The 15470-nt window shown below is 33.7% G+C and carries 13 protein-coding genes, 12 tRNA genes, 1 rRNA gene and 1 other annotated feature; all 26 genes read right to left on the bottom strand.

Going from position 1 to position 15470, the window contains the following annotated elements; all coding sequences use genetic code 11:
• Positions 1-682 precede the first annotated feature (682 nt).
• Positions 683-931, bottom strand: a complete 249-nt coding sequence (locus AC1RPY_RS03555) for a hypothetical protein (protein ID WP_481761163.1) — start codon at positions 929-931, stop codon at positions 683-685.
• A gap of 330 nt (positions 932-1261) precedes the next feature.
• A complete protein-coding gene (locus AC1RPY_RS03560; RefSeq protein ID WP_481761162.1) occupies positions 1262-1456 on the bottom strand; it encodes a hypothetical protein in 195 nt (64 codons plus the stop codon).
• Positions 1456-1614, bottom strand: coding sequence for a hypothetical protein (locus AC1RPY_RS03565; RefSeq protein WP_481761161.1), 159 nt, complete (start codon positions 1612-1614; stop codon positions 1456-1458). The genes AC1RPY_RS03560 and AC1RPY_RS03565 overlap by 1 nt, the downstream gene beginning before the upstream one ends.
• A 110-nt stretch (positions 1615-1724) precedes the next feature.
• Positions 1725-2057, bottom strand: a complete 333-nt coding sequence (locus AC1RPY_RS03570; protein ID WP_481762171.1) for a hypothetical protein — start codon at positions 2055-2057, stop codon at positions 1725-1727.
• Between the two features lie 8 nt (positions 2058-2065).
• The gene (locus AC1RPY_RS03575; RefSeq protein WP_481761159.1) at positions 2066-2575 is read right to left on the bottom strand and encodes a hypothetical protein; all 510 of its coding nucleotides are present in this window, start codon (positions 2573-2575) and stop codon (positions 2066-2068) included.
• A gap of 151 nt (positions 2576-2726) precedes the next feature.
• Positions 2727-3407 (bottom strand): hypothetical protein, encoded by a 681-nt coding sequence (locus AC1RPY_RS03580; RefSeq protein ID WP_481761158.1) that lies wholly within the window; start codon positions 3405-3407, stop codon positions 2727-2729.
• Between the two features lie 137 nt (positions 3408-3544).
• Positions 3545-4315: an ATP-binding cassette domain-containing protein gene (locus AC1RPY_RS03585; RefSeq protein ID WP_481761157.1), complete on the bottom strand. Its 771-nt coding sequence runs from the start codon at positions 4313-4315 to the stop codon at positions 3545-3547.
• 436 nt (positions 4316-4751) lie between these two features.
• Positions 4752-6149 carry a dipeptidase PepV gene (gene pepV, locus AC1RPY_RS03590; protein WP_481761156.1) on the bottom strand — a complete coding sequence of 466 codons (1398 nt, stop codon included), beginning with the start codon at positions 6147-6149 and terminating at the stop codon, positions 4752-4754.
• A gap of 169 nt (positions 6150-6318) precedes the next feature.
• Complete coding sequence (locus AC1RPY_RS03595) at positions 6319-7032, bottom strand: pseudouridine synthase (RefSeq protein ID WP_481761155.1); 714 nt, start codon at positions 7030-7032, stop codon at positions 6319-6321.
• Between the two features lie 13 nt (positions 7033-7045).
• Positions 7046-8695, bottom strand: a complete 1650-nt coding sequence (locus AC1RPY_RS03600; RefSeq protein WP_481761154.1) for a putative polysaccharide biosynthesis protein — start codon at positions 8693-8695, stop codon at positions 7046-7048.
• 154 nt (positions 8696-8849) lie between these two features.
• Complete coding sequence (gene leuS, locus AC1RPY_RS03605) at positions 8850-11264, bottom strand: leucine--tRNA ligase (RefSeq protein WP_481761153.1); 2415 nt, start codon at positions 11262-11264, stop codon at positions 8850-8852.
• 56 nt (positions 11265-11320) lie between these two features.
• Positions 11321-11526, bottom strand: a binding site (T-box leader).
• Between the two features lie 28 nt (positions 11527-11554).
• Positions 11555-13018 carry an MDR family MFS transporter gene (locus tag AC1RPY_RS03610; RefSeq protein WP_481761152.1) on the bottom strand — a complete coding sequence of 488 codons (1464 nt, stop codon included), beginning with the start codon at positions 13016-13018 and terminating at the stop codon, positions 11555-11557.
• A gap of 63 nt (positions 13019-13081) precedes the next feature.
• Positions 13082-14269 carry a methionine adenosyltransferase gene (gene metK / locus AC1RPY_RS03615; protein ID WP_481761151.1) on the bottom strand — a complete coding sequence of 396 codons (1188 nt, stop codon included), beginning with the start codon at positions 14267-14269 and terminating at the stop codon, positions 13082-13084.
• 76 nt (positions 14270-14345) lie between these two features.
• Positions 14346-14418 (bottom strand) — tRNA-Asp (locus AC1RPY_RS03620).
• A gap of 2 nt (positions 14419-14420) precedes the next feature.
• A tRNA-Met gene (locus tag AC1RPY_RS03625) sits at positions 14421-14494 on the bottom strand.
• 12 nt (positions 14495-14506) lie between these two features.
• Positions 14507-14578 (bottom strand) — tRNA-Glu (locus AC1RPY_RS03630).
• 13 nt (positions 14579-14591) lie between these two features.
• Positions 14592-14679 (bottom strand) — tRNA-Ser (locus tag AC1RPY_RS03635).
• A 12-nt stretch (positions 14680-14691) separates the two neighbouring features.
• Positions 14692-14766: transfer RNA gene (locus AC1RPY_RS03640), tRNA-Ile, on the bottom strand.
• Positions 14767-14777: 11 nt separating this feature from the next.
• Positions 14778-14848 (bottom strand) — tRNA-Gly (locus AC1RPY_RS03645).
• 17 nt (positions 14849-14865) lie between these two features.
• Positions 14866-14938 (bottom strand) — tRNA-Phe (locus tag AC1RPY_RS03650).
• Between the two features lie 6 nt (positions 14939-14944).
• Positions 14945-15017: transfer RNA gene (locus AC1RPY_RS03655), tRNA-Asp, on the bottom strand.
• Positions 15018-15022: 5 nt separating this feature from the next.
• Positions 15023-15095 (bottom strand) — tRNA-Val (locus tag AC1RPY_RS03660).
• A 22-nt stretch (positions 15096-15117) separates the two neighbouring features.
• Positions 15118-15189, bottom strand: a tRNA-Glu gene (locus AC1RPY_RS03665).
• A 9-nt stretch (positions 15190-15198) separates the two neighbouring features.
• Positions 15199-15287, bottom strand: a tRNA-Ser gene (locus AC1RPY_RS03670).
• Positions 15288-15304: 17 nt separating this feature from the next.
• Positions 15305-15377: transfer RNA gene (locus tag AC1RPY_RS03675), tRNA-Asn, on the bottom strand.
• 17 nt (positions 15378-15394) lie between these two features.
• Positions 15395-15470, bottom strand: a 5S ribosomal RNA gene (rrf, locus tag AC1RPY_RS03680); the annotation flags it as partial.

The following is a 15470-nucleotide window of genomic DNA, read 5'->3' on the forward strand; positions in this document are numbered from 1 at the left end:
TATACTATTTAAAAAGGAGAAAAAATACTATGACTTATTTACAATCTTTCGTTGCGACTTTACCAGCCATTTTTGCTGCCTCCGCCGCAATATTTAGTGCTATTTCTTTCTCACAACAGCAATAAAATAAGTAAGCGTCAAGAACAATATGAAAGGCAAAAAAATATTATTCAAATATCATCGCGTATTACGGCATCTGCTAGTTCTTACTCTACTGAAACAGGGATACCTCAGGTAACCATTACAAACTATTCAAATTATGTTATTCATGATGTTATCATCATTCCTACTATGAATGAAAGTTCTGTCGTGTTACCTGATTTTAAGCAGTTTTTTAAAAACCACAATGATTTTGGTACCCCTAGGATTCTCGCCTTAGCAAGTGAACCAATAACGATGAGCTATCCGTTACCTGATATGGGCATGTCTAGGCACTGTGTATATTGTATCGTCTATACAGACCCGTTCGGTAATTATATATATACAGACAGGAAAGACCTACCTCATACAGACCCTGATATTTATACCAAGCTAATAAAATATGGTAGATCAATACCTGATTTAATACACTCTGTTTAACAAAAAAGCAAACTCCTTAATTATTAAAGAGTTTGCTTTTTAAATTATCTAATCAAATAAAAAATTGTAGAAATGTTCTTCTACAATTTTTTCTCACGTTAATTTATTTTTTTAATCTTTTATATATAAATAAATAGCCTAGTTCATAGATGATAAAAGCACTCACAATATAAATCTCATTCAAGCCAGTACTTTTTCTATAAGGTATGGCTACAACCATTACTATTAATATTATTACGTACGTAACAAGAATAAAATAATCTAAATGATGTCGTTCTAACCATTGGCGTGAAGGAAAGAAAACTGTTATTAATATCGCGATAATTGCCCAAAAAATAGGTTGTATTTGCATTAGTTCATCTCCTTACAGGTAAATAAAAACAATCGTATGTGCTGTCCAATAAGCAACTGTATCATTAAAATGTAAATGTTTAACTAATGCTTTTCTCATTCCAGTTTCTATCTTTCCTTCAAAAATATATTAAATAACGTTGATACACATTCATATCTACGCTTTATTTATGTAGTTGTTTAATGTCTAAGTTTTAAGACTAACTTATCGTAGTAATTATACTACATACTCAGTATAGACACTAAACTATTCAGTTTGTTGTCTACCTACTTTAGATAAAAAACAAGGGGATCAGAAATATATCTGAATACCTTGTTTTTTATCATACATTTATTCTTTATCTTTTAATTTTTTTTCTAAATTCAAAACTTTAACAATTGTTATGTTTAGTAATTCTTCCCTAATTTTAGTTATTTCATACGATAATTCAAGCAATTTATTTTTAATATTTAAAAAATATACAAATTGTACGATAAAGATTAAAAATAATACAAATAAAATAATAAATAAATTAGGCTCGCTCATTATTTATCTCCTCTAAATTCTTTTAATCTATCTTTTTCTTTCTCAATCTTTTTATTACCATTATTTATTGACTTTTTTATCCTTACTATAGAAAGAGTAAGATATAAATTCATCATAAACACAAATAATAACACCGTTAGCATTGCTGGAATTGCCATCTATATTATCTCCTATATTCTTTATTCTTGTGGCAATGTATCAACCAAAAGTCCAAAAGCAGCAACTGCTGGAGCTGCTACTAATAATTCTGGTATAGAAGCAACAAACGCTACAGCCATGATAACCGCTGACCAATAACAATCCATGCTCCGACAATTTCCAATCCACTAACTATATCATAAACATAATTATACGAAACTTCGGGATATATGGGACTAACCACTGGTTGCTTATAATAAATTTCAATCGTATCTGATATTTTATTACTTTCATCACCCTCTGTATATGATTCATTATACGTTATCTTCATACCAATTTGCCAAGGTTCTTCTGCCCTTGTTGCAACTCCCATTATTAACATCCCGTTTTGGAGATTACCCGCAATACGATTAACTATTCCCATGGTATCTAAATAATTAATAACACCATATTTAATCTTCATTATATCAGCTATATCATTTTGAAAAGAACTCTCCATTTACCATTGTGAATGGTAAATGGAGAAGATGAATTTCCTGTCTCTACACTCCAACTATCTTTAACTGTAAGCCATGCATCTATCCCTGGAAGAACCGTAGGACCATATGTTTTTCCCATTTCAAATGTTATATCTTTAAAAGAATTTAACATTTGCACTGATTTAATAAATCGATGTGTCACCTTATTTACAGATATATCCTCCGATACATCAAAATTCTTACAGCCTAAATCCTTACCTGATGAAGAGACTTGATCAATATCAACTCCACCATGCGTATATTCAGTAAATTGATCAAAGTCCCAACCCTCAGGCATTGGGAACCCTAAGTTTCCACTCCATCCCGTTGACATATTTGAAACATAGAAATTATTTATTTTGTTTCTTTTAGCGTGTAAACATATGTTTCTCGTTCCATAAATACCATCGCTAGGTAGAATACCAAAATAAGCTGTATAATTTTTATTTAAATTTCGTTGCATTGAACGAATATTTTAATCGCCACCCTCGAGTATCTCTTTTTGATTTGTTTTCATCCTCTATTTATTAATTTTCTTTATAATCAACTCTTTGAAATTAGCAGAACTGATATTAACATATAGGTAACATAAGGTTCTTTTTTTCAAATTAAAATCAATCTTTATGATAAACATTTGTAAATATTGAAATAATTATTAGTAGTATTCCAAATATAATCGTTATAAGTATAGCTTGCAAAAAATCAGAACTAATTCCTAGTGACGAGAACAAAATAGAGTTATTTCCTATCCTGATATTTTTAATACTTTCATAGCGTGCAATAGCTGCGATTTGATAACCAGGCCACAATTTTAAAGTATGCTGCATAAAAGCTGGAAGATCCCCATAAACAATATAAGTTCCTGAAAGAAAACCGGACATAGTACCAACAATTGCTGACAATGATGAAAAACTAGACGTAGTATTTAAAAAATCTGTCACCAATGAAAACAGTAAACTTGAAAATACAATTAGTAAAACATTAAATAGAAATACTACAAAAAATGTTACATTATAAGCATTATAATGATAAGTTAGAGATAGATACGCATAACATATTAATGAGAAAATAAATGTCGACACAATACCTTCCATGACTGACGTCAAAGTATACAATTGATTAATTGTACTACTTTTTATTTGACTGTTAACAATAAAATCATCTAATCTCTTATTCTTTTTATCTTCCAGTTTTTGACCAAATGCGATTAGTGTACTAGTCATTGAGACAATAGAAATCAACCCAGAAATCATCCATGTATCAATAAACTGTTCACTATGATTAATTCCAGCCAAAGAATCGACTAAATTAGAGCGAAGAAAAAATATATAAATTACAAGACTTATAACCATACCTAAAAATGAAAAAAAGATACCAACTTTATCTTTTATGAAAATTAGAATGTTTCTTTGAATAAACTGTTTATTCATCCTTAAATTCCTTCCTCCATATTTTTAAATAAGTCAGTATAGGTTGCCTTTCTTATTTCAAAGTTTTCATTTATCAAATGATTATCTTCAATAAATCTCACTGCTTCTGCAGACGTATTAAAATACCTATCATCTTCAGTTTTATTCAAAATTAATTTAACTTTTGAAATTTTATTCATAAATGTAACCATTTCTCCAAAATATTTAACAGTTCCATTTGATACGAAAATAATTTTATTGGCATTTTCTAATTCGCTTAATAGATGAGTAGTAAATAACACACCACAATTATTCTCTTTTAAATACTCATCAAGATCATTCCAAATTAATTGACGTATATCAACATCAATTCCAGCTGACATTTCATCTAATAGTAAGCAATTCGGCTCTACAGCAATCGCTCTTAAATAATTAACAATACGTTTCTGCCCACCAGATAAGCTAGAATACTTTAAGGACTCATTGATGTTCAAGTTTTTCATTTTTTCCTGAATACTTTTTATTTTTTCTTTATTTTTAATTCTGAAACGTAAGTTTTGAATAACGGTCAAATCATCATCAAGAACATTGTTTTGAAAAACAGTCGCTAATTTAACATTAGTTTTAATTATTTTCCCCGTTGATGGCATTAATAACTCCATCATAATATTCAGAATGGTTGTTTTTCCTGATCCATTTAAACCAACGAGAGCAATTTTATCTCCTTGATTGAGATAAAAAGAAACGTCTTTTAGAATACTTCCTCTTGATACATTATCTACTACTAACTTCATTTGACCACCTCATAAAAGTGACTATTTTTCATTCTATCCACGAACAAATTGAATATAATCTGATACATAGTAAACTAAAAACAAACTTTGAACCAGAATTATTATAACACCATGTTAATCGCTTACATAATATTTTGAAGTTTTAATTCAAATATTGTGACGAAGACTGAAAATACGCTTCTACTGATACCATACTGTTTACTAACTTACGTCTTCAATTTAGTTCCCATTAACTATGTTTAAACGGTTTAAATTTTGTATTAAAGTGGAAATTTAATCATAAAAATACCCCTAACGTTTTTCAACATTAGGGGTATAGGTTACATTATTTTTTACAAATGATTACATATTAACGATACTTTAAAGATGATAAATCTTTTAAAAAAAGCCATCCTAAATGTATATTAGTATCATACAAGTATATAAAATTAATTATTTACTTGATCAATTCGTATATTCCTTCAGCATATATGGCAGCAGCTTTCAGCACGTCATCTAAAGGAATAAATTCATTGGCCTGATGCATTGTATCAGGTACACCTGGGAACATTGCACCAAAAGCAACACCACGTTTTAGGAGACGACCATACGTCCCACCACCAACGACTAAACCTTCAGCTTTTTCGCCAGTTTGTTTCGTATAAACACCTAATAATGTTTTAACCAAAGGATCTTCTGGTGAAACGTAATGAGGTCCTTGTAACCTACCTGCTTCAATTACAACATTCATTTCATTTGTTACATTTTCAAGACCACGTTTAATATCTACTTCCGTCATACCTTTAGGGAAGCGGAAATTCAAGGCAATTTGTCCACCTTTATCAGCTTTAAATGTGAAAATTCCAGAATTCATCGTTAAATCGCCCATGATATCATCAGTGAAGGCAATACTAAAGTTGTTCATACGTGAATCTCTGTGTAAGTAATCAGCAGCCAAACGAAGATAGTTAGCAGCATCCCCACCAAAATTAAATTGGTTCAAGAATAATGCCAAGAAAGTTCCGGCATTTTCTCCATTTTTAGGTTCTTGTGCATGGGCTGCTTTTCCTACCATCGAGATAGTCACAATATCATTATTGCGTTCCATTTTACCTGTAACAATATTAGCAGCAATAAAATCGTTAAATACTTCTTCCATCTCAGCGCCGTCTTCTGTTTTAATAACAGCTTTAGCATCGCGAGGAACCATATTTTCACGGAGGCCAGCATCAAATTCAAGCAATTGATCCTTATCTCCATTTGATCCTTTAAAGTTTAAGAAGTAAGTAATATTTCCCTTTTCACCATTAATGATTGGGAAAAATGCATCTGGTGAAAATCCAAAATCAGGTTCAGGCATATTTTCAAGGTAATGAGTCATTCCTCTCCAACCACTTTCTTCATCCGTTCCAATAATAAATCGAACTTTTTTAGAAACTGGTAATCCTAATTCTTGAATGATTTTTAAACCATAATATGCAGCCATTCCTGGTCCTTTATCATCTGAGGCACCGCGAGCATAAATTCGACCATCTTTCACGACTGGTGTGAATGGATCAGTATCCCAACCGTTACCAGCAGGCATAACGTCAACGTGAGCTAAAATACCTAACGTTTCATCCCCCTCACCAAATTCGATATGTCCGGCTAAACCATCAAGGTTTAATGTTTCAAAACCATCACGCGTTCCAATTTCTAAGAATTTATCTAACCCAGCTTTAGGTCCTGGACCTAAAGGTGCTTCAGTTGTTGCAATTGATTCATCACGAACACTTTCAATTTTTAACATTGCAAATAAATCTTCTAATAAGGCGTCTTGACGCTTTTCAACTTCTGCTTTCCAATCTATACTCATTTGAATTCCTCCTAAAATATTAGTAAGCCCATTTTATCACAAAATTTTAATAATCGGTATTTAAAAGCGTATTCAGTTAGATATATTGATAGACCTTACTACTCAATAAAGGAACATCAAAAACAAATAAAATAATAAAAAATTGCTGGCTAGTTACGCCAACAATTTTCTATTTGATTGATTCAATTTCTTCATCTGTTAAAGCACGATAGCGGCCTAACGATAGCGTTGGTTCTAACTCTAAAGTAGCCATTTTTTTACGTTCAAGTCTGATAACTTTCATACCGATAGCTCCAAACATTCGTTTGATTTGATGATACTTACCTTCAGTAATCGTAATTAAAACTTCTGAGATATTTGAATCACTATTATAAGATTCAACAATTAATTTTGCAGGTTTAGTTTGCATCCCATCTTTTAATAGCAATCCGGTTTCAAATTTAATCACATCGTCAGTAGTCACTTGCCCATCAACTTTAGCAAAGTACACTTTATCGATATGATGTTTTGGTGACAACATCTGATGACCTAATTGTCCATCATTTGTAATAAGCAATAGTCCAGTTGTATCCTTATCCAACCGTCCAACTGGAAATAAATCATCCCGATAATCGACGCTATTGAACAAATCCATCACTGTCTTTTGTTTCCTATCTTTAGTTGCCGTTAACACACCTGCTGGTTTATTTAAAAGATAATAATAATATTTTTGATAGTGAATTACATCACCATCTACCTGAATAACCGATTTTGATGGACTAACCTGAAGTTTAATGCTAGTGATTAACTCGCCATCAACAATCACTTTCTTCTGTTTAATAATTTTTCGAACATCACTTCTTGTACCAAATTGCGTTTCCGTCAAAAATTTATCAATTCTCATTTTAAATTAAACCTCACTTAATTCTCAATCTACGGCGTAATCCAGCAACCCGTTCGCCCAATATTTTGTCGGCTAATCTTGTTTTTAAACTGAAGTAAATATATATGTAGCCACCTAATCCAGCGGCAGCAATAATTGTGATAATTGCACTAATTCGGCTGTCTATTGGTAAAAATAGATAAGCAATTTTTACTACTATAAATGCGGTAAAAAATGTTATTAGTGCATAAAGCATCATTTTATTTAATCTTGTTTGTATTAATTTTACATTTAAATGGAACATTTTGTGTAATGAGCGAATCATTAGCCATGAACTTACGCCCATCCCGATCCCTGTAGCTGCTAATGGCCCAAAGGCACCTAACCAAGCTACTAATGGATATTGAACAATTAATTTAACTACCACTCCAACGACAAAATATATAATTGCTTTTTTATTTTGATAAACACCTTGTAAAATAGCAGAAACAACTGTGAATAATCCTAAGAAGATTGATTCATACGCTGAAAATTGTAAAACATAGATTCCAACTGGATCATACCCATAGAAAACAACATATAGTGGGTGAGCAACAGCTGCCATCCCTAAGGCACAAGGTAACATTACGAAAAAGAACAATTGTAAGGTGTCAGAAGTTTGTTCACTCAAAGCCTTTTTATCATTTCTTGTATATGCCTCAGATAATAACGGAATAGCTGTAATAGACATGGCAGACGCAATAGAAATAATAATCATAACTAATTTATTAGCATTAAAACTAAATAATGCCCACAGTTCATTTTGAATCGTTCGTGAGTAGTTTGTAACATGGCTCATAATACCAAAGAAGGTATACTGATCAATCAATCCAAAAATCGTAATGGCAGCGCCAATAATAATAAAAGGAATAGATTCCCTGATAACTTCTTTAATAATTTGTTTGGTAGAAATTGTTAACTTATTATCACTATTGGCAACTAATCGATCCAATTCTGGTTTTCGACGATAAAAATACCATACTAAAACTAGCATTCCGCCTAAGGCCCCAATAAAAGCCGCAAAAGTTGACTGCGTTACACCTGTAATATAACTACCATGACTAATTTTCATGATGATAAAAGTTGCGGCAAGCATATAAATAACTCGAGCAATTTGTTCAAAGAACTGTGAAATTGCTGACGGAGCCATTTCCTGATAGCCTTGAAAAAAGCCTCGTATTAAACTCATCATAGGAATAATCAATAATGCCCAAGATAAGGATCTAAAGACTGGAATCACATTCTTATCACCACTTGTAATGTATGGTGCGATAATCCATAATATTACTGCACAGACTACACCCATAATCGCCATTAAAGCCATCCCATATTTAAATAGGCGTCTTCCAATACCATATTCATTTTGTGCATTGTAATGCGCAACCTGCTTAGCTACGGCTGAAGGAACACCAGCAACAGCAATCATTAAGAAGAAACTGTAAACGTTATAACCCATACTATAAAGTGCATTAGCTTGTAATCTATCTGGTCCCAACCACATATTCCATGGAATAATATAAATTGCCCCTAAAACTCTTGAAAAAATACTACCAGCAGTCATCCAAGCTGATCCTTGCAACATCTTTTGTTTAGCGTCATTTTGTTCAGAAGCTGCTTGGCCCTCTACTTCGATATCTTCATCCATTACTTTTGTACCCTACTTTCTGATCATACTTAATCTTACCATTTTATAGCTTTTAAAATTCAGTTGCAATTTATTTTTTGAATTTTAACCAAAAATAAATAGGAACCACAAAATATCGATAATTTTGTAGTCCCCGTTTACTTAAATTAAAGCTTTAATTTGCGACAATATTAACTAACTTACCAGGGACAGCAATTACTTTTCGAATTGTTTTACCTTCAAGTTCTTCTTTAATTTTGTCATCATTTAAAGCCATTTTTTCTAATTCATCTTTAGTTGCATCTTTTGAAACCACGCTATGTTGACGCACTTTACCATTTACTTGTAAGACAATTTCAACTGTATTTTCAACAAGTTTACTTTCATCAAATATTGGCCATGCAGCATAACTAATTGATTCCTTATTTCCTAACAACGACCAAACTTCTTCAGCCATGTGTGGCGCTATTGGTGCAATCAATTGAATAAATCCTTCAACTTGTTCTTTAGCTAACGATTTAACTTTAAAAGCTTCATTAACAAAAATCATCAATTGTGAAATAGCTGTATTAAAATGAAGTGCTTCGTAATCTTCAGTTACTTTTTTTACTGTTTGATTATAAATCTTATCAAGTTCACCATCATTTTTATCAACAATAGCTGCGCTAATTTGATTATCTTCATCCATAATTAAACGCCAAATACGTTCAATAAATTTATGCGAACCATTTAACCCATCTTCGCTCCAAGCAATTGAGGCATCTAATGGACCCATAAACATTTCATAAAGGCGCAAAGTATCCGCACCAAAACGTTCAACGATATCATCTGGATTAACCACGTTACCTTTAGACTTAGACATTTTTTCATGATTATCGCCCAAAATCATCCCTTGATTAACTAACTTTTGGAACGGCTCTTTAGTAGGTACAACGCCAATATCGTACAAGAATTTATGCCAGAACCTTGCGTATAGCAAATGTAACACAGCATGTTCTGCACCCCCAACATAAACGTCAACAGGTAACCATTCTTCTAACTTTTTATGGTCAGCAATTTCATTAGGGTTATGTGGATCAATAAAACGAACAAAGTACCATGAACTACCAGCCCATTGTGGCATCGTATTCGTTTCACGTTTACCTTTACGCCCATTTTCGTCGACAACATTAATCCAGTCAGTTAAGTTGGCTAATGGACTCTCACCTGTTCCAGAGGGTTTAATATCCGTTGCTTCAGGTAATTCAAGTGGTAACTGATCTACAGGGACTGTTGTTGTTTCGCCATCTTCCCAGTGAATAATAGGAATTGGTTCACCCCAATATCGTTGTCTTGAAAATAACCAATCACGTAATTTATAATTTGTTTTCTTTTCACCAATGTTATTATCTTCCATCCAAGCAATAGCTTTTTCGATAGCATCAGCTTTCACTAAGCCATTTAAAAAACCAGAATTAATATATTTACCAGGTTCAGTATTTGCTTCATCAGTTATTTCAGGTCCTTCTATAACGGGTAAAATATCCAATCCATATTTAGTTGCAAATTCGAAATCTCTTTCATCATGTGCAGGTACTGCCATAACAGCACCAGTTCCATACGATGCTAGAACATAATCAGCAATCCAAATTGGTAATTTTTTACCATTTACAGGATTTATTGCGTAAGAACCAGTAAATACCCCAGTTTTATCTTTAGCTAAATCAGTTCTCTCTAAATCTGACTTAACTTCTATTTCTTTTTGATAAGCCTTAACAGCATCCTTTTGAGAATCAATAGTAATTTTATCAATTATATCTAATTCTGGTGCGACAATAATATAAGAAACACCATAAATAGTTTCAGGACGTGTCGTAAAGACATCAATTTTTATATCATCATGTTGATCGACTTTAAAGTTAACGCTAGCACCAGTTGATTTTCCAATCCAATTTCTTTGTTGCTCTTTGATGCTATCTGGCCAATCTAAATCGTCTAAATCTGAAAGTAAGCGATCAGCATAAGCAGTAATTTTTAAGACCCATTGGCGCATTGGTTTTCTGACAATTGGGTACCCGCCACGTTCTGTTTTACCATCAATAACTTCTTCATTAGCAACAACAGTTCCTAAATCAGGACTCCAGTTAACGGCAACTTCATCTTCATACGCTAAACCTTTTTCATATAATTTTTCAAAAATCCATTGTGTCCATTTATAATAATCAGGATCAGTCGTATTTAACTCACGACTCCAATCATATGAAAGTCCCAAGGATTTAATTTGACGCCTAAAATTATCAGTATTCGTTTTAGTAAATGCTTTAGGGCTATGTCCAGTATCAAGTGCATACTGTTCAGCTGGAAGACCAAAGGCATCCCATCCCATTGGATGTAAGACATTAAATCCTTGCATTCTCTTCATTCGAGCCAAAATATCTGTAGCCGTGAAACCTTCTGGATGTCCAACATGAAGTCCTTGCCCGGATGGATACGGAAACATATCTAATGCATAATAATTTTTCTTTTCAGGATCTTCAGTCGTTTTAAATGTCTGATTTGCATCCCAAAATGCTTGCCATTTTTGTTCGATTTCTTTATGGTTATATGCCATGTGTATTACTTCCTTTCTGATTATATATACAAAAAAGTCCTATAGAAGATAAACTTCTATAGGACGAATTTTCCGCGGTACCACCTATTATTCCAGTATAAAATACTGACTCTTTTTCATAACGTGAAATAACGTTCGCACCTACTACCGTTCAGTGAGAAAACTCAAGGATGAGTTCAAATAACCAACTATGTATATTTCCACTCCCATATACTCGCTGAAATAGTTAGTTACTTTACTAGTTCCTCTTAATCGTTTTATATTATTTTTAGTGTAGCAAACGAACCCTGTTATTGCAAATAATCTTTAGTCTTTTTATCGAATAAATTAATAATAATTGCAAGAATTACAATAAAAATACCTGCTATATATATCCCATGAAGACCTTGATACAAAACTTCACGTAATTTTGGTATTAAATGTTGCGGTAGTTGGTTAGCCGTTTGCGGATTAATTAAAATATCCATCATGCTGTCCTTTGTTCCAGGTGTTTTTACTATTTCCTTATGCATTTGTGTATTAAATATGATCCCAAAGACTGAAATCATTAATGTTTGTCCTAATGTACGACTTAAAGTATTAAATGATGTAGCCACACCTACGTCAGCCTGTGGTACTAAACTCTGTGCAGTAACTGTCGTAGTTGTAATGGTAATCCCAAATCCAATCCCTAGTACAGCCGAAATGATAAAGAAAAGATAAAAAGGTGTATTTATAGGCAAAGTACCTAGTGCAATGGCACCCACTAAAATAAAAAATAGACTAATCGATAAAACTTTTTTTGGTGTCCAAGCTGCCATCATACTTCCAGCAAAAAAGGAACCAGCTATCCATAAGATGGAACTGGGTGTTACTGCAAATCCTGCCATTGATGCTTTTAATCCTAATATTCCTTGAGTCCATGTTGGTATATAAACTTCAAATCCAATTAAAAATCCAGATATTAATGCTGCTACTACATTTTGAATCACAAATGTTCTATTATTAAAAAGTTTCAATGAAATAATTGGATCTTCAACTCTTTTTTCCCATTGAATAAATAATAAAAGCGACATAATAAATATAAAGAAAGAAATTAAAACAATCAGGTCTATACCATCATCGCCCCAACGTTGAAAACTATATAAAATAGATAAAATACTAAGCATTAATAATATACTGCCTAAAAAATCTATTTTTGAACTCATAATTCTTCGCTTTTCTTTGAAAAAAATTTGTATCATTGCTATCGTCACTAACCCAATAGGTAAATTAATGAAAAATACCCAGTGCCAATTAAGATGATCAACAATGAAACCACCTAACAATGGTGCAACTATTGACGCTATACCCCAAGCAGATCCGTTTAATCCCATTATTTTAGCACGTTTGTCCACAGAATAAATATCAGCAATTATAGTAAATGACACTGGCATTATAGCACCCGCCCCGATACCTTGAATAGCCCGCGAAATAATTAATGTGGCCATACTATTAGAAAATCCACAGAGAGTTGAACCAACCAAAAATATGACAAGACCAAAAATAAATACTGGTTTACGTCCTAAAACATCTGCGAGCTTACCGTATATTGGTGTCATCATGGCATTAGTTAATAAATATATTGAAAAAACCCAATTCATTAATGAAACACCATGAAGTTCACCAACAATAGTTGGCATAGCTGTTGAAACAATTGTTCCTTCAACGGCTGTTAAAAATGTTGCTACAAATATAGCAATTGTAACTAATTTTACATTTGTTTTTGAATTCATAAAGTACCTCCTAAATAAAAAATGACTCTATTAAAATGATATTTAATAAAGTCATTTTTTATTTTAATTTAATTCGTTAAGTAAACTTTTAATCTTATCTGTTTTTTCCCAAGGTAAGTCAATATCTGTACGACCAAAATGACCATATGCTGCTGTCTGTTTATATATTGGGCGACGTAAGTCTAACATTTCAATAATTCCTGCAGGCCGTAAATCAAAAATTTTACGAACAGCTTGAACTAAATCCAATTCGTCATATTTAGATGTACCAAATGTATTAATATTAATTGATACAGGTTGAGCAACCCCAATTGCATACGCAAGTTGAACCTCAACCTGTGATGCAATTTTAGCTGCAACTATATTTTTTGCAATATAGCGAGCAGCATAACTAGCTGAACGATCAACTTTTGTTGCATCTTTACCGGAGAAAGCACCTCCACCATGATGTGCATATCCACCATATGTATCAACAATTATTTTTCTTCCAGTAAGTCCAGCATCACCCTTTGGACCACCGATAACAAATCGTCCGGTTGGATTAATATAATACTTTGTATCTGAATCCAACAAATCAGGGTCAATAATAACTTTAATTACTTTTTCAATCATATCATCTTGAATTTGTTTCAATTCCGTTTTTTCATCATGTTGTGTAGAAATAACAACAGTGTCAATTCTAAATGGTTGACCTTTATCATTATATTCAACAGTTACCTGTGCCTTAGCATCAGGTCTTAAGTATTCTAATTCCTTATTTTTTCGTAAACTTGCAACACGTTGCATTAATTTGTGACTAATTGAAATCGGTAATGGCATGAGTTCCGGTGTTTCGTCTACCGCATATCCGAACATTAATCCTTGATCACCTGCACCAATCTGATCTAAAGGATCTAAATCACCGTTTTTAGTTTCTAAAGATGTATCAACACCTAATGCAATATCAGGAGATTGTTCATCTATAGCAACCATAACAGCACAATTATCACCATCAAAACCAACTTGTGAATTAATATATCCAATTTCCTTAATAGTTCGTCTTACTACCTGCTGAATATCAACGTAGGCATTTGTTGATATTTCACCAACTACAAGAACTAAACCAGTTGTTACAGTTGTTTCGCAAGCAACCCTAGCATTAGGATCCTTTTCTAAAAGTGCATCTAATATTGCATCACTTATTTGATCTGCAACCTTATCCGGATGACCCTCTGATACCGATTCTGACGTGAATAGATGTTTTTCAGTCATTTTTATCTCCTTAAAGTAAATAAAATTAAAAAAAGAACCTCAACTATAAAAGTTTAGGTTCCAATAATACCTGTGACGGTCCTAACCGGATTTGAACCGGTGATCTTCCGCGTGACAGGCGGACGTAATAACCCCTATACCATAGGACCAATTGCGGGAGCAGGATTTGAACCTACGACCTTCGGGTTATGAGCCCGACGAGCTACCAGACTGCTCCATCCCGCGATAATATTAAACTGACCCGTACGGGATTTGAACCCATGTTACCGCCGTGAAAGGGCGGTGTCTTAACCACTTGACCAACGGGTCATAACACGAAAAACGGAGAAGGAGGGATTCGAACCCTCGCGCCATTTTCACGACCTACACCCTTAGCAGGGGCGCCTCTTCAGCCACTTGAGTACTTCTCCATAAATTATTGATGGGCCTAAATGGACTCGAACCATCGACCTCACGCTTATCAGGCGTGCGCTCTAAACCAGCTGAGCTATAGGCCCAAAATCATAAAAGCGGGTGACGAGAATCGAACTCGCGACAACAGCTTGGAAGGCTGTGGTTTTACCACTAAACTACACCCGCAAAATATTATAAATAAATGGCGCAGGACAGAATCGAACTGCCGACACATGGAGCTTCAATCCATTGCTCTACCAACTGAGCTACTGAGCCATTAAACGGTCCTAACCGGATTTGAACCGGTGATCTTCCGCGTGACAGGCGGACGTAATAACCCCTATACCATAGGACCTTCGATGGAGGTTACAGGGCTTGAACCTGTGACCCTCTGCTTGTAAGGCAGACGCTCTCCCAACTGAGCTAAACCTCCAACATACACTATTTACTTTATATGACCCGTACGGGATTTGAACCCATGTTACCGCCGTGAAAGGGCGGTGTCTTAACCACTTGACCAACGGGTCAATTTGCAACGGAGAATAAGGGATTCGAACCCTTGAAACAGGAAACCCGTTTACATGATTTCCAATCATGCTCCTTAGACCAACTCAGACAATTCTCCACATTACAAAATAAAAACTCCGGCAGTAGGACTCGAACCTGCGACATCTTGATTAACAGTCAAGCGCTCTACCAACTGAGCTATGCCGGAATAAAATAATAAAAAAAGCATGGCAACGTCCTACCCTCGCAGGGGGCGACCCCCAACTACTCTTGGCGCTAAGAAGCTTAACTTCTGTGTTCG

Source organism: Dellaglioa sp. CoH-56-MRSF-12, assembly GCF_056782075.1.